The 19,954-nt window shown below is 45.8% G+C and carries 22 protein-coding genes; 13 read left to right on the plus strand and 9 right to left on the minus strand.

The genetic code is table 11. The features are described from left to right. Nucleotides 1–24 precede the first annotated feature (24 nt). The 10 genes from agaR (ACQEXU_RS08890) (at nucleotide 25) to ACQEXU_RS08935 (ending at nucleotide 9,187) form a co-directional block, all read left to right on the plus strand. A complete protein-coding gene (agaR, locus tag ACQEXU_RS08890; protein ID WP_367990610.1) occupies nucleotides 25–795 on the plus strand; it encodes a transcriptional repressor AgaR in 771 nt (256 codons plus the stop codon). A 432-nt stretch (nucleotides 796–1,227) separates the two neighbouring features. Then, on the plus strand, nucleotides 1,228–2,004 hold the full coding sequence (agaR, locus tag ACQEXU_RS08895) for a transcriptional repressor AgaR (protein ID WP_427010522.1): 777 nt from the start codon (nucleotides 1,228–1,230) through the stop codon (nucleotides 2,002–2,004). A 9-nt stretch (nucleotides 2,005–2,013) separates the two neighbouring features. After that, nucleotides 2,014–3,327 (plus strand): D-tagatose-bisphosphate aldolase, class II, non-catalytic subunit, encoded by a 1,314-nt coding sequence (locus ACQEXU_RS08900; RefSeq protein ID WP_427010523.1) that lies wholly within the window; start codon nucleotides 2,014–2,016, stop codon nucleotides 3,325–3,327. After that, nucleotides 3,324–4,481, plus strand: a complete 1,158-nt coding sequence (locus tag ACQEXU_RS08905; protein ID WP_427010524.1) for an SIS domain-containing protein — start codon at nucleotides 3,324–3,326, stop codon at nucleotides 4,479–4,481. Before ACQEXU_RS08900 ends, ACQEXU_RS08905 begins: the two co-directional genes overlap by 4 nt. A 38-nt stretch (nucleotides 4,482–4,519) precedes the next feature. Then, the gene (gene agaV, locus ACQEXU_RS08910) at nucleotides 4,520–4,993 is read left to right on the plus strand and encodes a PTS N-acetylgalactosamine transporter subunit IIB (RefSeq protein WP_367990602.1); all 474 of its coding nucleotides are present in this window, start codon (nucleotides 4,520–4,522) and stop codon (nucleotides 4,991–4,993) included. An 18-nt stretch (nucleotides 4,994–5,011) separates the two neighbouring features. Beyond that, nucleotides 5,012–5,788: a PTS N-acetylgalactosamine transporter subunit IIC gene (gene agaW / locus ACQEXU_RS08915; protein ID WP_427010525.1), complete on the plus strand. Its 777-nt coding sequence runs from the start codon at nucleotides 5,012–5,014 to the stop codon at nucleotides 5,786–5,788. Then, nucleotides 5,778–6,662: a PTS N-acetylgalactosamine transporter subunit IID gene (gene agaE / locus ACQEXU_RS08920; RefSeq protein WP_427010526.1), complete on the plus strand. Its 885-nt coding sequence runs from the start codon at nucleotides 5,778–5,780 to the stop codon at nucleotides 6,660–6,662. The genes agaW and agaE overlap by 11 nt, the downstream gene beginning before the upstream one ends. A gap of 62 nt (nucleotides 6,663–6,724) precedes the next feature. Next, entirely contained in the window at nucleotides 6,725–7,159 is a 435-nt protein-coding gene (gene agaF, locus ACQEXU_RS08925) for a PTS galactosamine/N-acetylgalactosamine transporter subunit IIA (protein ID WP_427010527.1), read from the plus strand. Next, a complete protein-coding gene (nagA, locus tag ACQEXU_RS08930) occupies nucleotides 7,149–8,342 on the plus strand; it encodes an N-acetylglucosamine-6-phosphate deacetylase (RefSeq protein ID WP_427010528.1) in 1,194 nt (397 codons plus the stop codon). The genes agaF and nagA overlap by 11 nt, the downstream gene beginning before the upstream one ends. After that, nucleotides 8,333–9,187, plus strand: coding sequence for a tagatose bisphosphate family class II aldolase (locus ACQEXU_RS08935; protein ID WP_427010529.1), 855 nt, complete (start codon nucleotides 8,333–8,335; stop codon nucleotides 9,185–9,187). Before nagA ends, ACQEXU_RS08935 begins: the two co-directional genes overlap by 10 nt. Nucleotides 9,188–9,255: 68 nt before the next feature. Here the strand turns inward: ACQEXU_RS08935 and ACQEXU_RS08940 are convergent, their stop codons facing one another. Next, nucleotides 9,256–9,477, minus strand: coding sequence for a hypothetical protein (locus ACQEXU_RS08940; RefSeq protein ID WP_367990590.1), 222 nt, complete (start codon nucleotides 9,475–9,477; stop codon nucleotides 9,256–9,258). Between the two features lie 323 nt (nucleotides 9,478–9,800). On the opposite strand from ACQEXU_RS08940, the gene ACQEXU_RS08945 reads away from it, so the two are divergent. Beyond that, nucleotides 9,801–10,298, plus strand: coding sequence for a hypothetical protein (locus tag ACQEXU_RS08945; protein WP_427010530.1), 498 nt, complete (start codon nucleotides 9,801–9,803; stop codon nucleotides 10,296–10,298). A 69-nt stretch (nucleotides 10,299–10,367) separates the two neighbouring features. Here the strand turns inward: ACQEXU_RS08945 and ACQEXU_RS08950 are convergent, their stop codons facing one another. Genes ACQEXU_RS08950 through ACQEXU_RS08965 form a run of 4 tightly spaced genes read right to left on the minus strand, consistent with a single transcriptional unit; the run spans nucleotide 10,368 to nucleotide 14,852 of the window. Further along, nucleotides 10,368–11,279 (minus strand): hypothetical protein, encoded by a 912-nt coding sequence (locus ACQEXU_RS08950; RefSeq protein WP_427010531.1) that lies wholly within the window; start codon nucleotides 11,277–11,279, stop codon nucleotides 10,368–10,370. An 8-nt stretch (nucleotides 11,280–11,287) separates the two neighbouring features. Beyond that, nucleotides 11,288–12,742: an N-acetylglucosamine-specific PTS transporter subunit IIBC gene (gene nagE, locus ACQEXU_RS08955; RefSeq protein WP_427010602.1), complete on the minus strand. Its 1,455-nt coding sequence runs from the start codon at nucleotides 12,740–12,742 to the stop codon at nucleotides 11,288–11,290. 2 nt (nucleotides 12,743–12,744) lie between these two features. Beyond that, entirely contained in the window at nucleotides 12,745–13,512 is a 768-nt protein-coding gene (locus ACQEXU_RS08960) for a ChbG/HpnK family deacetylase (protein WP_367990584.1), read from the minus strand. 2 nt (nucleotides 13,513–13,514) lie between these two features. Next, a complete protein-coding gene (locus ACQEXU_RS08965) occupies nucleotides 13,515–14,852 on the minus strand; it encodes a 6-phospho-beta-glucosidase (RefSeq protein ID WP_427010532.1) in 1,338 nt (445 codons plus the stop codon). Between the two features lie 113 nt (nucleotides 14,853–14,965). Here ACQEXU_RS08965 and ACQEXU_RS08970 point away from each other — a divergent pair, with 113 nt between their 5' ends. Then, entirely contained in the window at nucleotides 14,966–15,853 is an 888-nt protein-coding gene (locus ACQEXU_RS08970) for a LysR substrate-binding domain-containing protein (RefSeq protein WP_427010533.1), read from the plus strand. Between the two features lie 100 nt (nucleotides 15,854–15,953). Here ACQEXU_RS08970 and ACQEXU_RS08975 read toward each other — a convergent pair whose 3' ends face one another. The 3 genes from ACQEXU_RS08975 to ACQEXU_RS08985 form a co-directional block, all read right to left on the minus strand. Next, complete coding sequence (locus ACQEXU_RS08975; RefSeq protein ID WP_427010534.1) at nucleotides 15,954–16,643, minus strand: glutathione S-transferase family protein; 690 nt, start codon at nucleotides 16,641–16,643, stop codon at nucleotides 15,954–15,956. 127 nt (nucleotides 16,644–16,770) lie between these two features. Beyond that, entirely contained in the window at nucleotides 16,771–17,343 is a 573-nt protein-coding gene (gene sigZ / locus ACQEXU_RS08980; RefSeq protein ID WP_427010535.1) for an RNA polymerase sigma factor SigZ, read from the minus strand. After that, nucleotides 17,327–17,623: an ArsR/SmtB family transcription factor gene (locus ACQEXU_RS08985; RefSeq protein WP_367990574.1), complete on the minus strand. Its 297-nt coding sequence runs from the start codon at nucleotides 17,621–17,623 to the stop codon at nucleotides 17,327–17,329. The genes sigZ and ACQEXU_RS08985 overlap by 17 nt, the downstream gene beginning before the upstream one ends. Before the next feature lie 222 nt (nucleotides 17,624–17,845). Here ACQEXU_RS08985 and ACQEXU_RS08990 point away from each other — a divergent pair, with 222 nt between their 5' ends. Continuing rightward, nucleotides 17,846–18,916 carry a permease gene (locus ACQEXU_RS08990; RefSeq protein WP_427010536.1) on the plus strand — a complete coding sequence of 357 codons (1,071 nt, stop codon included), beginning with the start codon at nucleotides 17,846–17,848 and terminating at the stop codon, nucleotides 18,914–18,916. 101 nt (nucleotides 18,917–19,017) lie between these two features. Here ACQEXU_RS08990 and ACQEXU_RS08995 read toward each other — a convergent pair whose 3' ends face one another. Next, nucleotides 19,018–19,926 (minus strand): LysR substrate-binding domain-containing protein, encoded by a 909-nt coding sequence (locus tag ACQEXU_RS08995; RefSeq protein WP_427010537.1) that lies wholly within the window; start codon nucleotides 19,924–19,926, stop codon nucleotides 19,018–19,020. Nucleotides 19,927–19,954: the final 28 nt, after the last annotated feature.

Raw genomic sequence — 19,954 nt, forward strand, 5'->3', positions numbered from 1 at the left:
TAAAAGAACGAGAGACTGTAATGCGTGAAAAACACAAGTGAAAGACGTGAGCAAACTATCGCTTTGCTAAAAAGCCATGGTAGTGTCCAAGTCAGCGATTTGTCACAGCGCTTTTCTGTATCTGCCGTGACGATTCGAAACGACTTAGCTGCCCTTGAAAAGCAGGGCATTGTCACCCGCGCATACGGTGGTGCTTACCTGCAAGACAACGTTGTCCGACCTACCGAACATTCTGTTACTGACAAAAATCTGCACCACCAAAACATCAAGCAAAAAATCGCTCAGGCAGCGATCGAGTTTATCGACAGTGGTGATACGGTGATCCTCGATTCTGGCACCACAACCTGCCAGATAGCCGAGGCGATGCAAGACTTTACCGATCTGGTTGTTATGACCAATGGCTTAAATATTGCCAATACACTGTTCCCAGCAGAAGGGGTCGAAGTCATGTTAGTCGGTGGTGAGTTAAGGCGTAAATCGATGTCTTTCTTTGGTGCTCAAGCTGAAACCTTATTAGACAACTACCACTTTAATAAGCTATTCCTCGGTGTCGACGGCTTTAACCTAGAGCGTGGCATTACCACACACAATGAGAAAGAAGCTCGGTTAAACCGTAAAATGTGTGAAATAGCCGATGAAATCATCGTGGTGACTGACTCATCCAAGTTCGGCAAAGTCAGCTTGCACAAAATCATTGAGTCCTCTCGTATCGACAAACTCATTACAGACAGTGGCATTCCCGATAACTATTTACAGGGCTTAAAGAAGCTTGGAATTCCTGTCATCTTAGTGTGAACACCTAACCCCCTTCAAACTCCCGTTTATTTGCGATTCATCCAGATGGATGGATCGCTAATTGTTATTTCCCTCTCTTAATCAGCTTCTCCTTGTCTTTCGCTTTATATCGCTTTGTGCAGGCAACTTTTGTTTTTGTGATCTTTATCAACACCAAAAGCAAAAGCTACCTTTCACAGCGTTTTTATTCAATCTTTCACTTTCAAAGACGAAATTACTTTTGCTACGGGATATTATTGTCATTTCTCTTGATAAAACTCGCTGTAAAACCTTTCACTTTTCTCAAAGTGAAAGGTTTTTGGCCTTAAAAGCGAAAGTCGACCTTCCGTGATCTGCCTTTCATTTTTATTTTTCTGCGCCTGATTAAATACCTTCAACCAACAAAAGAAAGAAAACGAAAGAAAACTTTCTTGTAGTTAAAGCGAGGGTTTTATGACCAGTTCAGAGCGTAGACAAATGATCATGACTCACATACGCCAAAAGCAGATGGGTAAGGTTGATGAGTTTGCCAAGTGGTTTAACGTATCGACCGTCACCATTCGTCACGACCTCAATGTACTGGAGAAACAAGGGTGTGTTTTTCGCTGTTACGGCGGCGCAACCCTGAACCCAAACTTCGCTTTCGATCAGCCTTTACACTGTAAAGGCCAGCTCAATCGAGATATCAAGCAAAGTATTGCTCAAGTTGCCGCCAGCATGATTAACGATGGCGAAGCCATTTTACTGGACTCCGGTTCCACCATTACCGCAATGCCTGAATACCTTGCAGACAAACGTAATTTGGTGGTGATGACCAATGCACTCAACACCGCCTATCAATTGAGCCTACTGGATAACATTGACCTGCATGTACTCGGAGGGCGTTTACGCGCCGCTTCCTGTTCGCTTACCGGCTCACATGGTGAGGGCCAACTGCGCGCTTACCTATTCGACAAAGTGTTCCTTGGTGTTGATGGTTTCGATCTGGAAGCGGGGATCACGACACCCGATCCAAATGAAGCGCAGATTAACCGAGTTATGTGCGACGTTTCCCGTCAGATCATTGCGGTAACCGACTCAAGTAAGTTTGGCCGTAAAAGTTTTTGCATGATCCGAGCCGCCAGCCAGATCAACACCCTAATTACCGACAGCCACATTCCTCATCATATCCATCAAGCACTTCTATCGCTTGGTGTTGACGTGGTGCTGGCTGATCAGATCATTAACTAGGACAACAAAATGAATTTGTTACTTTCTCTTATTCAAGCCCATAAGCAAGGACAGAACGTCGGGATTTACTCCGTTTGTTCTGCGCACCCCATCGTACTGGAAGCAGCGATTCTTCAAGCAAAAAAAGACCAGCAATTAGTGCTGATTGAAGCCACATCCAATCAGGTCAATCAGTTTGGTGGCTATACCGGAATGACACCAGAGCGCTTTGCAGAACAAGTTTTTAAACTGGCCGATAAGCATGACTTTCCACAACAAAACGTGGTGCTTGGTGGTGATCATTTAGGTCCAAACTGCTGGCAACAGTTCTCAGCAGAAGAAGCGATGCAACTGTCTGAACGTCTCATCATGGATTATGTCGCTGCTGGATTTAAGAAAATTCACCTCGATTGCTCCATGCCATGCGCCGATGATGAGCTACCTTTGAGTGAAACTCTGATGGCTGAACGTGCTGCACGCCTATGCGCCATTGCAGAAACGACATGGAAGGACATCGGTGGTGAAGCGCCAGTATACGTAATAGGCACAGAAGTACCGACTCCGGGCGGCGCACTGGAATCCTTGGAAGAAGAAGGCGTTGAAGTCACTACCCCAAGCCAAGCACAGGAAACATTGAACGCCCATCATTTAGCCTTTAGTGACATGGGACTCGGGTACGTTTGGGAGCGTGTCATCGGTCTGGTTGTTCAACCCGGTGTCGAGTTTGATCACCACACAATTCATCATTATCAAAGTGAGTTGGCTCAACCCCTTGCCAAAATGGTCGAGATGCAACCTTATTTGGTATTTGAAGCCCACTCAACCGATTACCAAAAAAACAACGCATATCATGAGTTAGTACGCGATCATTTCGCCATCTTAAAGGTTGGCCCAGCCTTAACCTTTGCCCTGCGTGAAGCACTATTTGGGCTTGACCGAGCAGAACTTGAATGGCTTGGCTCACACCATTCTTCTCACCTTCGCGGCACGATTGAGCAAATCATGCACGAAGAACCGGAGCATTGGCAAAAACATTATCTAAGTCGTGGCCACCAGCACTATCTTGATTGCGCATACAGCTTAAGCGATCGCATCCGCTACTACTGGACTCACCCTGAAGTACAACGAGCCCAACAGACACTCTTTGATAATTTACGAGACCAACCCGTCCCTGTGACCATACTCAGTCAGTTTTTGCCCAACCAAGCAAAAGCAATCACACAACAAGAGATTCGTAATACTCCGACTGACATTGTGATCCACAAAGTGATGGAAGTGACGGACGTCTATGCCCATGCCTGTTATTCCAATAATACCGTTGCCTCTAAGGAGCCCACCAAATGAGCACATTTCTTGGCTATACCCTCTCTTGGCTTGAAGAGCACAATGCAATTCATACCGCGCAAGAAATTTCACGTCAGCCGAAGCTTTGGCGCGAACTGGCGAATATTCTGGCCTCAGCAGAATCTGATTTGAATGCCTTTTTAGCACCATTACTGAATAAACGTAATCTTCGCATTATTCTCACTGGCGCAGGCACATCTGCATTTGTCGGTGATGCTGCGAAACCCTTTATCCAAATTGACAGCGGCTTTCGCGTCGAGTCAATTCCAACAACGGATTTGGTCTCTAATCCATCGCAATTCCTTTATCCGGGACAACCAACCTTACTCGTCTCTTTTGCACGTTCAGGAAATAGCCCAGAAAGTGTGGCTGCCGTGGAGCTGGTCGATCAACTGGTTGATGAGAGCTACCACCTATTTTTGACCTGTAATGGTGAAGGCGCATTATCTCAACATGCCAACGTGGCAGAAAACGCGTTTTGCCAATTGATGCCAACCAAGTCTAATGACAAGAGCTTTGCAATGACATCCAGCTTTACCTGCATGCTGATGTCTACCTTGGTGTTATTTGGGAAGATGCCCATCCGAGAAGCAACACACAGCATTGAAACCATTGCTGCACTTTGTGAAGAGAAGTTGCTGCCATGGAATGAAGCCACCAAGCAACTGGCTCAAATGCCCTATTCACGCTTAATCACACTAGGAAGTGGCGGGTTTGCGGGGCTGGCTCGCGAGGCTTCCTTGAAATCTCTGGAACTCAGCGCTGGACAAGTCATGACCAGTTTTGATTCCTCATTAGGGTTTCGTCATGGACCAAAATTCGCCATCAACAACCGAGCTTTGGTTGTCCAGTATCTGTCGAGTGAAGCCTATACCCGTCAATATGATCTCGATTTATACCACGAAATTCGCCGCGACAACCAAGCCCTTCAGCACGTCGCTTTAAGCGAGGGGGCGATGGAAGGTGAATTGGTCTTTGAACTCAGCCAACTGAATTTAGGCGATTCTTGGTTGTGCTTCCCATACATCTTATTTAGCCAAATGCTGGCCTTTGAAAAATCGCTAGTACTTGGACTCGGGCCAGATAACCCCTGCCCTACGGGCGAAGTTAACCGCGTGGTGCAAGGCGTCACCATTCACCCTTATCAACCATAACCATTACAAATTTCAGAATGAATTGAAGGAACACGATTATGCCAAATATTGTACTGAGTCGAATTGATGAGCGTCTTGTTCACGGCCAAGTTGGTGTGCAATGGGTCGGCTTTGCCGATGCCAACATCATTGTGGTGGTGAACGATGAAGTCGCCGAAGACGACATGCAACAACACCTAATGGAAATGGTTTTGGCTGATGGGATAGCGATCCGTTTTTGGTCAGTACAAAAAACCATCGACACTATTCATAAGGCGGCAGACCGACAACGCATCTTGTTGGTTGCACGCACCCCAGAAGACTTTCGCAAGCTGGTAGAAGCAGGCGTGCCAATCGACAAGATTAACGTTGGCAACATGCACTACACAGACGGCAAAAAGCAAATTTCCAAAACCGTTTCGGTCGACAACGAAGACGTGGCGGAATTTGAAAAACTAAAAGCACTCGGCGTGACTTGTTCTGTTCAGGGCGTGCCAACAGAAAGTGCAACTGACCTCTATACACTCATTTAATTTATAAGGACAACCGCTATGGAAATAGGACTATTACAAGCATTAATGCTTGGCATCCTTGCCTTCTTCGCTGGTTTAGATCTGTTTAACGGTCTGACCCACTTCCACCGTCCGGTGGTATTGGGTCCGTTAGTCGGACTGATACTGGGCGATCTAGAAACCGGCATTTTGGTCGGTGGTACGCTTGAACTCATCTGGATGGGTCTGGCACCGCTGGCAGGTGCTCAGCCACCAAACGTGATCATCGGAACCATTGTTGGTACCACGTTCGCCATCACCACCAAGGTTGAGCCGAATGTGGCGGTCGGGGTTGCCGTTCCGTTTGCCGTTGCCGTACAAATGGGCATCACCCTATTGTTCTCCTTGATGTCTGCGGTCATGTCCAAGTGTGACGAGTATGCACAAGCCGCCGATACCGATGGTATTGAACGCGTGAACTACATGGCATTGGCAGTACTCGGCACTTTCTACTTCCTTTGCGCTTTCCTCCCAATTTATCTGGGTGCCGAGCACGCCGGCACCATGGTGGCAGCGCTACCAAAAGAGTTGATTGATGGCCTTGGCGTTGCCGGCGGCATTATGCCTGCTATCGGTTTCGCTGTGCTGATGAAAATCATGATGAAGAATGCCTACATCCCATATTTCATCCTTGGCTTTGTTGCAGCGGCATGGATAGAACTTCCAATCCTTGCGATTGCGGCAGCAGCAACTGCCATGGCAATCATCGACTTTATGCGTAAATCAGAACCAACCCCAGCGGCCACTCAAGCAGAGGACTTAGAAGATGGAATCTAATGTAAGTAATGCACTAAAAGTATCGGCCAACGACGCAACAGTAAAACCAGCGCCGGGTGTAGCCGCAGACGAATATGAAAATAAAGAGATTGGTGCTGAGCTCACTAAATCAGACATCAACCGCATGGCGTGGCGCTCACTGTTGCTGCAAGCCTCTTTTAACTTTGAGCGTATGCAGGCTTCCGGTTGGCTGTACGGCCTACTACCATCACTGAAAAAGATCCATACCAATAAAGCGGACCTTTCCAAAGCGATGCAGGGCCACATGGGCTTCTTCAATACCCACCCATTCTTGGTAACTTTCGTCATGGGTATCGTATTGGCGATGGAGCGTTCTAAACAGAACATCAACAGTATCCAGAGTACCAAAATCGCCGTTGGTGCCCCAATGGGTGGTATTGGTGACGCGATGTTCTGGCTCACGCTGCTGCCGATTTGTGGTGGTATTGGTGCTGACCTCGCCTTACAAGGCTCCATCATGGGCGCAGTGTTCTTTATTGTGCTGTTTAACGTGGTGCACTTTGGTTTGCGTTTTGGTTTAGCCCATTACGCCTACCGTATGGGTGTGGCTGCCATCCCGGTCATTAAAGCCAATACCAAAAAAGTCGGCCATGCCGCTTCAATGGTAGGTATGACGGTCATTGGCGCTTTGGTCGCGACCTATGTTCGCCTATCCACCACCGCTGAAATCACCGCAGGTGATGCCGTGGTTAAGTTGCAAGCTGACGTGATCGACAAGCTGATGCCAGCCTTCTTACCACTGGTTTACACCTTGTGCATGTATGCACTAGTTAAGCGTGGCTGGAGCCCACTTCGTCTCATCGGTATCACTGTGGCGTTAGGCATTGTTGGCCGCTTTGCTGGCTTCCTTTAACGCCTAATTAAACAGCAAGATTCTGGGGCCGGAATGTCGGCCCCGTATTTGGGAGAAAACATATGATTGCAGTCATTCTTTCAGGCCACGGTGGGTTTGCATCTGGCATCGAAAAGGCAATTCATCAAGTCATCGGTGAGCAACCGCAATTTCAGGCCATCGATTTTCCGGTCGACATGACCACACCACAGTTAGAGAGTGCAATGCGTGATGCCATTTCACTGCATGATAACGGTGAAGGAATCGTATTTTTAACCGATCTGCTCGGTGGTACGCCTTTTCGCACCGCTTCTTTGCTCAGCCAAGAGCGAAATGATATCGAAGTCGTAACTGGTACAAATTTACAAATGGTTGCTGAAATGCTGCTTGAACGCGATGAGCTCAACTTATTTGAGTTTCGTCAGCAAGCCCTCGAATGTGGCCACCGAGGGATGACCTCGCTCGCCGACGAATTGCAGCAAAGCAAGACACAGGAAACCTGCGACGATGGCATCTAACATGAAACACTATCGGGCTTCTCGCATCTTACACGGTAGACGCTGGTTGCAAGATGCCATCTTGAGCGTGGGAAGTAATGGCGTCATCGCTGCGATAGAGCCCTATTGTACTTCTCGCCACCAGCACATCATTGATCTTGGCGACGTATCACTACTACCCGGTATGATTGATACCCACGTCCACGGTGCTGTCGGTTGTGATGTGATGGATGCCAGCCATCAAAGCCTCAATGCCATGTCGTGCTTTTTTGCAACCCGAGGAGTAACGGCGTTTGTTGCAACAACCGTTACCGCACCGGTTGCGAAGATCAAAGCGGCACTTCAACAAGTGGCGAAAAGCAAAGCAGAGGGCGTTGATGGCGCTGAGTTACTCGGCGCTTACTTAGAAGGCCCTTACTTCACCGAAAAAAATCGTGGCGCACATCCAACAGAGTGGTTTAGAGAGCTGTCTGCAGAAGAGCTGGATAACTGGATTTCTTATTGTGATGGCCAATTGCTTACTGTCGCACTCGCACCTGAAAAGCCCGGAGCGCTCGAAGCTATTTCACACCTAAAGCAACGCGGTATAAAGGTCATGCTCGGCCACAGTGATGCCAGCTACAACCAAGTCACGCAAGCACTGGATGCTGGCGCTGATGGCATTGTGCATTGCTATAACGGCATGCGCGGATTACACCATCGCGATCCCGGTGTGGTGGGCGCGGGATTATGCCACCCCAATAGTTACGTCGAAATGATTGCGGACGGTCATCACGTCCATCCAGCGGCAATCGACGTGGCTTATCGCTGCTGCCAAGATCGCTTAACGCTCATTACCGATTCCATGTGTGCCACTCATATGCCAGATGGCGAGTACCCTCTCGGCGAATATATGGTCAAGGTACACGACGGTATTGCCCGGACCGACACGGGTAGCCTAGCAGGCAGCACCCTTACCCTAAACAACGCAGTGACCAATGTTCGTGACTGGCTGCGTTTATCGCTTAAAGATGCATGGTTACTGGCATCGTTGACACCAGCTCAATCTCTTGGGCTAGAGCATCAATACGGTACTTTGGAAGTGGGTAAACACGCTTCCATGGTGGCCTTGAATTCTGAATTTTCTGTTTTAAAAACTTGGGTGGGCGGCAATCTTGTATTCGACGCTGACCATACGCTAAGCCAGGAGGCTGTATGTATCTGATTTCTTCTCGTGAAATGCTTAAACGTGCTCAGGTAGGCGGTTACGCTGTTCCTGCTTTTAACATCCATAATCTTGAAACGGTTCAAGTTATTGTCGAAACCGCATCTGAAATGGGCTCTCCTGTCATTTTGGCTGGCACACCGGGCACTTACGACTATGCCGGCACTGACTATCTGGTCAGTATCTGTAAAGAGGCGGCTCACAAACATTCCATGCCGCTAGTGCTACATTTAGATCACCACGAAGAGCTTAACGATATTCAAAATAAGGTAGAGCACGGCATTCGCTCAGTCATGATTGATGGCTCACATCATGCCTTTAAGCAAAATATTGAAATCGTTCGCTCTGTGACGGACTTCTGTCACCGTTTTGATGTGAGCGTTGAAGCTGAGTTAGGTCGTCTTGGCGGGCAAGAGGATGATTTGATTGTCGATGCTGCCGATGCACTTTTAACAGACCCTGCCTCGGCGGCTGAGTTTGTTCGTCGCACCAACATTGATTCACTTGCTGTTGCTATTGGTACTGCGCATGGGCTCTACAAAGCAGAACCTAGACTCGACTTTGATCGCTTAGAAAAAATTCGTCAGGTGGTGGATATTCCATTGGTGTTGCACGGAGCATCTGGCGTTCCCGATGATATGGTCAAACGTTGTATTGATTTGGGTGTGTGTAAAGTGAATGTCGCCACCGAGCTCAAAATCGCATTTTCTGATGCGGTGAAGCAACACTTTGCCGAGCACCCAAGTGCCAACGACCCACGTAAGTACATCACACCAGGAAAAGCCGCGATGAAACAAGTGGTGATCGACAAAATCAATATGTGTGGCAGTGAAGGCAAGCTTTAGTTTTTAACACCAACCCCCTATAGGTGTTACCCAATGGGGCTGTCCGAGCAGCCCCTTTTTTATTGCCACTACTTAAAATACTTTTGCTCTCGCTCTTGGTGGCTCTGTTTAAGTTGTTCAATTTGACGCCGTTTGGTTTTTAGCTCTTTCTCAAGCTGTCGCCCTGTTAGAGTGGCCTCAAATGTTGAATCAAGCTCTTGGCAATCCGCTTGTAGCTGAAGATTGATTGGCTTTTCTTGTTGTTGATGCTTCTTTCGCTTACCGCGTGCCTGTTTAAAGAAATCGTTCATTGTATTCTCCTTGCCCGAACGTCATCGCTGACTCACAAATCCTTCCTTTGATTTGCTCCAACAAACGTTATTGTTTCAATCTAGCAGCCAATGAACTATCCGCTAGCCCACCACAGCATGGATTCTGAGTAAGTTGTCAAAATGTGATTCGCTCACAATTCGACTGCAAGTTTTAGTGAGACATCTATGAATGTAAGTGATTCATTGTTGCGATTGACCTAATATTGATTCTGCGATCTCAGGGCAAGTTAACGAAGATCAATCCCCTCAGTATAAAAATCCGTTTCACTAAGCCCAACCATCAGATAACTCAAACTCTTATTATGCGTCTACTGGCTGACAAAACTGGCGAACAATTTTTGCAAATCCTTGAACAAACTGACGATGTTGTCACCGTCCAATTCATTAGCAATGAAGGCATTGCCAAAGGGAAGCCGTTTCAAGATTCACTAAAAGGGTTAGCCATAACGGGTTGGTCACCAAGAGCGACCTCAACCGCGATTGGGTTGGCAAGATTCAAACAAGGCTTATTGGAAGATGCACAAGTCAGCTTCGCCCTCCATCAACTTTTTCCGCTAGGGCGTCGTGTAAAACTGCCTTGTGGCAACACTGCAACTATTGCAAGCTACGCCAACACCAACACTGATGGCTACTATATGTATTTAAAGATCGACAACAAACTAAAACGAATGAAAATTAGCCCAGACTGGCAATTACTGCCAAGTGACGAGTTATTGAGACTGCCGTACTACCCAGCTCCAAGAAGCCAGCAAGAGCTTGATAATATCTGCACATTTGATCAATGGGCAGGCGGTTTTTAAGGTAAGAGTTAAACACACTGACCTTTTTACAAATCTTTCGCTCCATCAAACTTCTCGGTATTGTTGTTCCTAGTGCAACAACAATACCTTTCTATTCTGGCTGGTTTTAATCAGCACGAAACAATAAACCACAAAAGTGGCCAACAACGCGCTATGCCCTACCCATTTCGGACCAGAGACCAAGCTTAAAAACTGATACGTGGCAGAGGTGAAAGCCGCCAATGGGAATGCATACGCCCAAAACGCCAAACTAAAATCAAGCTGTTTAAACGCACTGACATTTAGCACTAAACCGAATAACGCCGCCAACGCCCAACCATAGAACACCATCCCCAAGATCGTTACGCCATAAGTCAGGTTTTGATACCCCAAGAAAAACATCGAAGGTGTTGCAAGCAAAATAAAATAGGTCGGATAAAGCAATTTGGGGATCGCGCTTCCTGTCATCATCCGATGAAGCACCACCAGATAAACAGAAGCCCCTATCATGACTCCGGAAGAAAACATAAAAAAACCAAACTCCCGATACTCTACAGGCGCAAAAACAGAGCACACAACATTGGCCAGCGGCGGGATCAGAAAGGTGGGATTGATACTTGGCATCAGTTTTTTGTCGTTGTATATCCAACGAATAACAATAAACATGAGCAACGGCAGTTGAATTGCCGCCCCACACAGCCATATCAGTGAACTGTGTAGCAGACCTGAAATTAGAAATAAGCTGATCGTGCCGCAACACATGAAGTTCCGGCTAATGAGGTTTTCCATCTCTTCAATATGGTGTTTGGATTTAACAACATAACGAATCAAAACACTCAGAGTGACACATAACAGAAGGATTACTGCAACCGCAGCAATCATTGTCGATGCGGAGTTAAGCAAGTCAATTTCTGATTTTTTTATCGCAAGCGCCAGTCCAGCAACACTCATCACAGTGGACATCAGTGTTACAGGTAGCCGAAGAAAAGTGTTGCCAGACATAGACGCCCCTACGCTTTTTTCATAAGTAAGCTGATCGGTTCGGCCTGAGGCCCAACAATAATCTGCAGGTTTTGCTCACCAACATGCACGATGCCCATTGCACCAAGCGCTCGAATCGCGTCATCGTTCACTAATGACTTGTCCGTAACAGAAAGGCGCAAACGGGTAATGCATGCATTGATTTCCGTTAAGTTGTCTTTACCGCCACACGCCTGAATATATCCATCAGCTAAGTCAGATAGGCTAGATTGCGGCGCAGGTTCTGCGGTGGTTTTAGATTCACTCTCACGACCCAAGGTTTTAAGGTCAAACTTAAGAATCGCGAAACGGAAAGTAACAAAGTAAATGACGGCAAAAACAAGTCCTTGTGGGATCAACATGTACCAGTTTGTAGCTAATGGATTGCGTGCTTGGAGAACTAAATCCACTAAACCCGCGGAAAAACCGAACCCCGAGATCCACTCAATTGAAGACGCGATATACATCGACAATCCCATCAATACCGCATGAAGAACAAACAACACAGGTGCCGCAAACATAAATGCGAACTCTAAGGGCTCAGTCACTCCAGTAAAAAAGGAAGCAAATGACGCTGCAACAACCAATGAAGCAACACGAGTTTTGTTCTTTTTATGCGCCGTAACATACATCGCAAGACCAGCAGCAGGTAAGCCGAACATCATTACTGGGAAAAAGCCTGCCATATAACGACCGGTCACACCGGGTTGCCCAGCTCCGTCTGCGATGGATTGAGCGCCGCCAAGGAAAGTCGGTAAGTCATTGATACCAGCAACGTCATACCAAAAGACGGGGTTAAGTGCATGATGCAGTCCTGTCGGTATCAATATTCGGTTGAAGAAACCAAACAGCCCCGCACCTATGGAGTCTTGGGCGTACATCCAAGTACCAAAACTGGTGATACCACTGAACATACCGTCCCAAATTTCCATAAACAAGCCCGAGATAAAGATGCCAGCAATTGAAGACAGGATTGGAACCAGTCGTTTGCCACTAAAAAAGGAAAGCGCTTTAGGAAGTTGAGTCTCTGAGAAACGGTTATAAATAGCAGCAACGACAATACCAACAACAATAGCGAGAAATTGGTTGTTCACCTTATTAAATGAAGCCGGTACCTCTTCAACATTGATGCCCTTGATCATTGCCATGTTCGACGGTTGTAACAGCGCCATCACTACCAACCAGCACAGCAATCCTGACAATGCCGCAGAGCCGTCTCTGTCTTTCGACATACCAAAGGCAATGCCGACCGCAAACAAAATGGGTATGTTCTTAAGGATCGCGCCTCCTGACTTAATCAGGAAAGCTGCGATTTGATTGTCGTGTCCCCACCCAGTTGGATCAATCCAGTATCCAATCCCCATTAAAATTGCAGCTGCGGGTAGCGCTGCAATGGGGATCATCAATGCTTGTCCAACTTTTTGTAGATATCCAAACAGATTGATTTTCATTGTTGTAATCCTTCAAAGTTGATTAACTCTATTTGCTCTCGATACAGCCAGTCTTTCAGTGCGCCGGATAGTAAGATTTCAAGCTCTTGCTCACGGCGCTCTGTATATGATGAAAGCGCTGCAAGCGAAGCATCGGAATAGCCCGGATGGGCCATTACTTCTAACACCTCCATTCCACCTTCGTTTTTCGATTCGGAAATGATTTGCTTTAAATCATGCAGAGTGGCTTTCTCATCAAAGAACTCAGCACTAAATCGGTCTGTGGTTTTTACCTTCAACAAGGAAAGATCACGTACATAGTAATCTGCTCTTCTTGTTGGCAAATTAATCGCATTAACGAACTTGATAAAACCCTCTCTGACATTCGGCAGAAACGCAGAGAAGTGATGTGAATCAACATGATCAACCGCCACACCCAGTTCAATCGCTTTGGTGTATTGATTCATCGCTTCAAGAAAGACGTGTTCAGAGTTAACTCGCTCCGCATTGTCCAGTAGATACTGTCGGCAATGAAAGTGCCCAGAGTCATCAACCAAGGTTGGGATATCACTCGGATCTGAAACAGGTTTGCCTAACGTTAAATTAACGTGCAATCCGACGCCTTTCAGTTGGTGGGTTGCAATTAAGTCCACAGCATCTAACGTCCCTGATTGATTCACCATCAATGTCGTGGAGGAGACCACGCCATGGGTCATTGCCTCCACGATCGCTTTGTTGACGCTTTTGGTTAATCCAAAATCATCGGCATTAATGATCAATTTCATGTTTACCCTTGAAGAACGTCAAAATCAGAGGGGTTGAATTGAGGAAGTTGAGGGGCATTTTGCGTCAGTATATCTTTCAGCGCCCTTTCCAGTTTGAGGCCAGTTCCTACAATCGGATTAATGGTCAGCGCACGAAGCGCCAATGAGACATCCCCCGCAATCGCAGATTGAACGGTGAGCTGCTCGAATGTTTTCATTGTTTGCAATAGACGCAAGGTGTCTTGCGGGAAGGGAGCAACATTCAGTGGATGCGCGCCTGAGCTGCGGATTATCGAACTGACTTCCACCACACAATCATCAGGCAAACCAGCAATCGTGCCGTTATTGACGGTATTCACGTGCATGATTTCGCCAGTATTGTTGTGAATCGCATTCATGATCTTGCAGGCAGATTCTGAGTAGTATTGGCCACCACGAAGTTCAAGCTCTTTCGGCTTCTCGTTCAATGCTTCATTGCGATAAACATCAAAGAGCTTTTGCTCGATCTCTTTCACCACATCAGCCCTATTTTTTGTTTGGCTGTTTGTGGCACTCTCTTTTTCCAAGATATCTTCACTGGCGTAGTAATAACGAAGGTATGAACAAGGCAGCATGTTCATGTTTTTCAGTAAAGCGCTAGACCATGTAAACTGCGCAATGTTCTGAGGGCGCATTTTGTCATTACCTGCGAGCACTTGATCAATGATGAACTGCATTTTGTCTTGATTGTGATGGATAATCTGCCGTGCCCACACTAGGTGGTTCAACCCGGCGATCTGAATAAAGAAGTCATCACTTTCAGCGTCAAGTAACTCCATTGCACCGCGTTCCATGTTTACTGGAACATTACATAAGCCAATGGTCTTGGTTGTGCTGTTTTGCAAAATAGCTTCGGTCACCATGCCCGATGGATTGGTGAAGTTGAGCAGCCACGCATCAGGGCACAGTTCTTCCATTTCACGAGCAATATCCAGAGCCACTGGAATCGTGCGGAAAGCATTAACCAAACCGACAATGCCATTAGTTTCTTGCGCAATCATGCCGTGAGTAGCAGCAATATTTTCATCTCTAACTCGGCTTTCAAGGCAACCTGCACGGAACTGAGAACATACATAATCCGCATTGGTTAGCGCATCTTCCCGGTTACTCGTCAAATGCACTTTCATCTGACTACCCACTTTTTCAACCATGCGTTTGGTTAAGCCATAGATGATCTCCGCTTTCCACCAGCTTTCTTCGATATCAACCAGCCACAGCTCACCAATCGGCAACGTATCTTGGCGCTTTAGTAATCCTTCGACCAGTTCAGGGGTGTAGCTTGAGCCTGCGCCAATGACAGCAACTTTTAATAATTTATTCATGTTGAAATACCTATTTCGGTGACATGAATTAATTTTATGATTGCATAACAAACCATCAAATTGTATTTTGAGCCTCATGAATTAACACAGTTAATTCATGAAAGGAGGACGATATGTTAAGAACCAGTGCAAATCACAACAATATCTATCTATTTTTGGCGATAGCAGAAACCTTGAGTTTCACGGAAGCAGGACGCAGATTTGGTATCACTCAAGGCGCGGTAAGCTACCGCATCAAGCAGCTGGAAGATGAAATTGGTTGTAAATTGTTCATTCGTCATATCCGTAGAATTGCCTTAACACCGGAAGGGAAACTTCTATTCAACGCGGTCACTCAGTCATATCAAGAGATTGATAATGTGATCTCCGACTTAAAAGATCCCACCCCTTCCGGAGAATTACGTATTGGAACTTTCCCTTCCTTCGCATCGCGAGTGTTAATTCCCGCTCTCCCTCGTTTTCTTGAGCAATACCCACAGCTAAATGTGCGAGTGGTGACATCTACCGTGCCTCAAACATTTAATGATGAGTCGATGGATTTGGCGATTGTCTATGCCGATAGAATTCATCAGTTCCACAGCCAACAGGTGAAACGAGAAAGTATCATTCCTGTTTGTAGTCCTGAGTATGCCAAACAGAAAAGACTGAGCTCAGATTCGAAGGAGTTTTCTGGGTTAACCCTTATCGATGACGTAAATTCATCTAATTGGATACAGTGGTTAGATGACGGAGAGCACGTTGCAACCAACAATACCAACTTTCTGGTTGATGATTTTCATAGCGTGATTTCTGCGGCGACTTCAGGGATTGGGCTGGCGATTTGTCGATGGACGTTAGTGAAAGATTTAATCCAGTCCGGCGTGTTGGTTGCTCCGTTTAACGCCGTTCTGACGAATAAATACTATTGGTTAGTCTCAGTCAAAGGGATGGAGCATCGATCAACATACAAGCTGTTTGCGAATTGGCTAAACACCGAGATATTTACGGACAAACAGCCGTAACTTGGTGAATGTGCCAGACAAAAACTCCCTCTCCTCACGCCTTCATTATCAGAACACAGAGAAAAGGGAGCACTTGGTTACTTTATGTCATCACCATCAATTAGCAGCAGTTGGTGCCACAGCTTTGATTTTCTTTGCAGTCCTCACCTTTGCCTAGGTAGGTTTCATCTGACAAATAAAAACCCGTAAACGCCGCTTCAAAATCGTCTGCTACCGACTTCTCAACAAGTCCAGTTGCAAGTAACGCTTGTTGCCACGCCTGCACCTTAGGGAAACCCGCTAACATGTCAAAACAAGTATGCGCTTTAATAATGTGTGCGCGGTGTAGTACAGGTAACCAAGCGATATCCACTTTACTTAACTGCTCACCTTTAAAGAAAGGGCCAGTTGTTAATTGAGCTTCGGCTTTCGCAAAAGCTTTACCAAGATTGGCGACCTTTTCAGTCAATGTGTTTTTGGTTTTAGAACGCATGGTGCCACATTGAGGCATATACTGCTTAGCACCCAAGTAAGCCCAAGCTCTATCCAACGCTTTTTGCTCGTTACTGAGCTGCTCTAGCGGTCCAAATTCATCATCAATGTATTCAATAATGGCATCCGATTCGAAAAGCGCTTGTCCAGACTCTGTCAGTAGCAGAGGCACTTGCCCATTGGGTGACACATCAAGGAACCATTGCGGTTTATCGCTCAGGCTAATGTATTCGATTTCATACGGGATCTGTTTGCTTTCTAATGCAGCAGTAACGCGTTGGACAAATGGGCAAATTTTAAAACTTACAATTTTAATCATGACGGTTTCTCATCGTTATTCTGTGAATACAGTAAAGGCCGCTCGGCAACTTTACTTTGGTTACATCTCTTAAGACGAACAACAAAAAAGAAAGACGAAAAAAAGCATCAATTTTTTAAGAATAAATTTAGCACTTTGAGCAACCCTTTGATTTCTCGTTACATTCAATCATATTTCCTTGGCGATCAAACGAGAACGAGCAGCAATCCTCAAACAGCTGCTTAAGTTCATTGCGGCTTTTTTGTACCCGTGATTTCAATGTGGAATAGCGAATACCTTGGCTGTCTGCCAGCTGCTTTTGACTCTGCCCTTTCAGTTCTATGGCTTTCATTAACTCACGGCTTTGGGTCGGTAATGCCTGAACAAACGGCGCAACACATTCTGACATCGCTTGTTCTATGCTTTCGGGCTCTTGCTCAAACCACAGCTCTGATGCATCAACATCTGCAAGACGCTGTTGCCTCGCATTCTTACGGTAAAAATCAATAATGGCACGGTTGGCGATCTGGTACAGCCAAGGTTTGATGCTGGTTGTGTCTTTCACCGTTGCCAAGTTCTGGTGGGTTTTGAGCATGATGTCTTGAAACAGATCATCCACATCACTGCTGTTACTGACTTTAGAATGAAGAAATCGTTTTAGGTTGTTCTGATACTGTTTCCAGATCGAATCAAAATCGACAGATTCATTGACATTTTTCATCGCTACAACACTCATCTTGTAGGAAACCAATCACGTTATCGAGACACTGATATTCAGCAACACAATATAAGGTTCGCCCTTCACGACGCTGGGTGATCAAACCCGCCGATGCCAAGCTCGAAATATGATGTGATAGCGTAGACCCTGGAATGCTAAGGCTATCTTGTAACCCCCCCACAGCAATACCTTGATAACCTGCCTTCACCACACTTTTATAAATGGAGAGCCGGGTTGGGTGCCCTAACTCTTTCAGCGCTTTTGCAACGGCTTCTAATTCCATAGTGAAAATCCTCAACAAAGAATAATTCGATAATAGTGGAAATATAATATATTTTCAATTGCCACTTTATTCATAGTTAAGCATTTGAAACTTATATAAAAACAAAATCATTTCGAAAAAAGTCGAAATATTAGTTGATCATTATCTTATAATTTCTATAATTCGAGAATAATAGAAATGAGCAACATGCTCATTCTGAACCTCAAGTTTTGGAGTTATGTTATGAGTAACGAATTCATTCTGATGGCAAAAGAAGCGGCAGGCATGTTCGCATTCCTTGCCACTGAACTGATCATTTTGTTTCTAGCCATTAGCTATATTGTGGGCGTATTGCAGGAGTTTCTGACCGCTGAGAAAATCCAATCTATCCTGAGCTCGCGTAACGGCAAAGGCTATTTCGTGGCTGCACTTTTGGGGGCAATTACCCCATTTTGTTCTTGCTCAACGATTCCATTCCTTAAAGGACTATTGCGTGCCAGAGCTGGCTTTGGCCCAATGATGGTGTTTTTGTTTGCCAGCCCACTACTCAACCCAGTGATCATCGGGCTCTTTGTGGTCACATTTGGCTGGCAAGTCGCCCTATTCTACTTCTTGGTTGCACTAGGCGTTTCTATTTCTGCGGGAATCTTGCTAGAAAAGCTGGGCTTTGAGCGCTACGTTAAACCAGAAGCCTATGAAGCGGCTTCCGCCAGCAGTTGCGGAACATCATCATGCGGTGACAGCAAACCAAAACAAACATCTTCTTGCGCGCCAACTGGCTGTGGCGACACTAAACCTGCGCCTCAAACCAGTTGCTGCTCAGCAAAACCAGAGCCGACAGTTGAAGTATCTTGTTGCTCAACGGCTGGGGAGGCCACCTTGGTCGCAACACCAAAAGCACCTTCTCGTTGGATGAAGATCTGGCTATCTACATGGAAAGATTTTAAACAAGTATTCCCATATCTCATGCTGGGTATTGCAATTGGTGCCTTTATCTACGGTTTTGTCCCTACGGACCTCATTGCTCAATACGCAGGCGCAGGTAAGTGGTATGCCATTCCAGTGGCCGCGGTGATTGGTATTCCTCTGTATATTCGTGCAGAAGCAGTGATCCCACTGAGTGCGGCATTGGTGAAAAAAGGCATGGCACTTGGCTCTGTCATGGCGCTCATCATTGGTAGTGCTGGCGCGAGCTTAACGGAAGTCATTTTATTGAAGTCAATTTTCAAAAACCAAATGATCATTGCTTTTGTCACTGTCATCCTAAGCATGGCGATTGGTGCTGGTTTCTTGTATAGCTTTATCTTCGGCTAAAACACATTCGCTTAACTAACAAAAAGAGCGCATCACTATGATGCGCTCTTTTTGTTTTCCAGTAATGGCAATCTCCAATCAAACATCATGAAGAATATTCACTATGAATTCGGTATTTCCATAAAGTCTGCTTGAGTAACTTTATTCATTACATGGTCAATGAAGAGCCGAACTGGTTTAGCCATATATCGATGGGATTGATAAATAATAAACATGTTGGATTTAGGTGTATCGTAATCTGCTAACACCTGAACTAATTGACCACTTTTCAGATAAGCATTTATTAATGTAATCGGTACGTAAGCTATCCCCACCCCTTCTAACGCAGCTTCTACCACTAATTTCATACTATTCGTCGCATACTTACCTGATACTGGTATATGAATGGATTGCCCACCTTTGATGAAATGCCAGCGAGCCTGAGCTAAAGACTTTCCGTAAACGATACAGCCAACCTGCTCAAGATCTTCTGGTACAACAATGTTTCCTATCGTTTTGAGAAATTCCGGACTTGCACAACACACATTTTGTTTTGGTCCAAGTCTTCGCGCAATTAGTGATGAGTCAGACAGTGTTCCCGAACGAAATGCAATATCTACTCGATCCTCAATCATGTTTACATATTCATCCGATGTATCCAGCTCAACAGCGACATTCGGATACCTATCGATAAAATCGACAATCCACGGATGAACATATTTGATGGCAAAATCCACTGGCGACGTGATACGAATTTTTCCTTTAGGCTCCTGTTGAGTGTCTTGTATCCATTCATTCGCCTCTTCTAACGCAGCAAAATGTTGGCGGCAACGCTGAAAGTAAAGCTGCCCCTCTTCAGTCAATGATAGCTTTCGAGTACTTCTATGGAGCAGTTTTACACCGAGTGCAGCTTCAAGCATCTGTACCTTTCGACTTACTGTTGTCGAGGGCATCTCCAAAGTTTTACTAGCAGCGGCAAAACTACCGGCTTCAACAACATAGATAAACACCTTAATGTCATTCAGGTTCATTTCATTGCTTACAAAAATGGGATTAAGA

The organism is Vibrio sp. TRT 21S02 (genome assembly GCF_050113675.1).
In the GTDB taxonomy this organism is placed as follows: domain Bacteria; phylum Pseudomonadota; class Gammaproteobacteria; order Enterobacterales; family Vibrionaceae; genus Vibrio.

What these genes read in the sequence shown, in the direction of transcription:
- agaV (WP_367990602.1), top strand. Translation starts at nt 4,520, where the DNA reads ATGCCAAATATTGTACTGAGTCGAATTGATGAGCGTCTTGTTCACGGC.
- agaR (WP_427010522.1), top strand. Translation starts at nt 1,228, where the DNA reads ATGACCAGTTCAGAGCGTAGACAAATGATCATGACTCACATACGCCAA.
- agaW (WP_427010525.1), top strand. Translation starts at nt 5,012, where the DNA reads ATGGAAATAGGACTATTACAAGCATTAATGCTTGGCATCCTTGCCTTC.
- ACQEXU_RS08905 (WP_427010524.1), top strand. Translation starts at nt 3,324, where the DNA reads ATGAGCACATTTCTTGGCTATACCCTCTCTTGGCTTGAAGAGCACAAT.
- ACQEXU_RS08940 (WP_367990590.1), bottom strand. Translation starts at nt 9,477, where the DNA reads ATGAACGATTTCTTTAAACAGGCACGCGGTAAGCGAAAGAAGCATCAA.
- ACQEXU_RS08995 (WP_427010537.1), bottom strand. Translation starts at nt 19,926, where the DNA reads ATGAACCTGAATGACATTAAGGTGTTTATCTATGTTGTTGAAGCCGGT.
- ACQEXU_RS08985 (WP_367990574.1), bottom strand. Translation starts at nt 17,623, where the DNA reads ATGGAATTAGAAGCCGTTGCAAAAGCGCTGAAAGAGTTAGGGCACCCA.
- ACQEXU_RS08935 (WP_427010529.1), top strand. Translation starts at nt 8,333, where the DNA reads ATGTATCTGATTTCTTCTCGTGAAATGCTTAAACGTGCTCAGGTAGGC.
- agaE (WP_427010526.1), top strand. Translation starts at nt 5,778, where the DNA reads ATGGAATCTAATGTAAGTAATGCACTAAAAGTATCGGCCAACGACGCA.
- nagA (WP_427010528.1), top strand. Translation starts at nt 7,149, where the DNA reads ATGGCATCTAACATGAAACACTATCGGGCTTCTCGCATCTTACACGGT.
- ACQEXU_RS08960 (WP_367990584.1), bottom strand. Translation starts at nt 13,512, where the DNA reads ATGAAATTGATCATTAATGCCGATGATTTTGGATTAACCAAAAGCGTC.
- ACQEXU_RS08945 (WP_427010530.1), top strand. Translation starts at nt 9,801, where the DNA reads ATGCGTCTACTGGCTGACAAAACTGGCGAACAATTTTTGCAAATCCTT.
- ACQEXU_RS08965 (WP_427010532.1), bottom strand. Translation starts at nt 14,852, where the DNA reads ATGAATAAATTATTAAAAGTTGCTGTCATTGGCGCAGGCTCAAGCTAC.
- ACQEXU_RS08970 (WP_427010533.1), top strand. Translation starts at nt 14,966, where the DNA reads ATGTTAAGAACCAGTGCAAATCACAACAATATCTATCTATTTTTGGCG.
- sigZ (WP_427010535.1), bottom strand. Translation starts at nt 17,343, where the DNA reads ATGAAAAATGTCAATGAATCTGTCGATTTTGATTCGATCTGGAAACAG.
- ACQEXU_RS08900 (WP_427010523.1), top strand. Translation starts at nt 2,014, where the DNA reads ATGAATTTGTTACTTTCTCTTATTCAAGCCCATAAGCAAGGACAGAAC.
- ACQEXU_RS08975 (WP_427010534.1), bottom strand. Translation starts at nt 16,643, where the DNA reads ATGATTAAAATTGTAAGTTTTAAAATTTGCCCATTTGTCCAACGCGTT.
- ACQEXU_RS08990 (WP_427010536.1), top strand. Translation starts at nt 17,846, where the DNA reads ATGAGTAACGAATTCATTCTGATGGCAAAAGAAGCGGCAGGCATGTTC.
- ACQEXU_RS08950 (WP_427010531.1), bottom strand. Translation starts at nt 11,279, where the DNA reads ATGTCTGGCAACACTTTTCTTCGGCTACCTGTAACACTGATGTCCACT.
- agaF (WP_427010527.1), top strand. Translation starts at nt 6,725, where the DNA reads ATGATTGCAGTCATTCTTTCAGGCCACGGTGGGTTTGCATCTGGCATC.